This is a genomic window from Bacillus sp. JJ1127 (assembly GCF_036965845.1).
Classification (GTDB): Bacteria; Bacillota; Bacilli; order Bacillales; family Bacillaceae_G; genus Bacillus_A.
Genome location: NZ_JBALQK010000430.1, coordinates 1 through 1,100, shown reverse-complemented (window position 1 = coordinate 1,100; position 1,100 = coordinate 1). Strand labels below are relative to the sequence as shown.

Annotated in this window: 1 protein-coding gene; it reads left to right on the top strand. The window is 29.8% G+C overall.

The genetic code is table 11. The annotated features are described in order from the left end of the window. Positions 1 to 434: 434 nt before the first annotated feature. On the top strand, positions 435 to 1,100 hold a 666-nt coding region (locus tag V7183_RS25540), incomplete at its 3' end, for a response regulator transcription factor (RefSeq protein WP_335361288.1).

Genomic DNA, 1,100 nt, shown 5'->3' with positions numbered 1-1,100 from the left:
AAAAGTAACCTACACTCGTTTGCTCTTTCTGTTTTTACTTCGCATGTGGTGACCGCTTCTATGCATGGCCAGATGCTCTCTCCCACCTAAAAAGAGGGGTTTTATGTCGGTTTTTTAATTGATGTATATATAGTATAAAACTAGATATTTATTAGTTTATATTAAAATTAGAAAATATCAAATTTTTAAAAATGACTTAGAATGATAATAAAAAGCATCAAGATGTTTTTTTATCGATTTTTATATAAGTGGTTCTATTGTATGTTAACGTACATTTTCATTTTGATTGTAAGTAAAACAAGATTAAAAGTGTGCTGAAAATAATTATAAGGATAATTTGGAAATCTAATTAAAAAGAAATAATGATTCTCTTTTACCACATGTTAATATAGTTGTGTGGAATATATTTCAAATAACATTGAAGAGGATGGACTATGAAACAACAATCTATATTAATCGTAGATGATGACGCAGATATTGTTCAATTCATTGAGGTGCAGTTGAAACAAGAAGGGTTTAAAGTCTTAAGAGCTTATAATGGAGAAGAGGCATTGTGTATATTGGATACGAATGACATTCAGTTGGTCATTCTTGATATTATGATGCCAGGAATGGATGGAATTGAAGTATGTAGAAAAACTAGGGAAAAATATAACATCCCGGTTATTTTCCTAAGTGCAAAATCATCGGATATAGACAAAGTCATTGGATTAAGTACAGGGGCAGATGATTACATTGTAAAACCATTTAGTACGATTGAGCTCGTGGCACGGGTGAAAGCACAATTAAGAAGGTATACATATTTCAACCAAGTTCCAAGTCAATTACATGAAAAGAAAATTCAAATTAAAGGATTAGAAATAGATCAACTATCTAGAAAGGTAACAATATATGGAAAGTTAATTAATCTTACAAAAACGGAATATGATATATTGCATCTGATGGCAAAACATCGAAATCGAGTATTTACATTAGAAGAAATATTTGAAAGCGTGTGGGGAGAAACTTCCTATGAAAGTAATAATACTGTCATGGTTCATATTGCAAGATTAAGAAATAAGATAGAAGAAAATCCAAAGGAATCAAAAATTATACAAAAT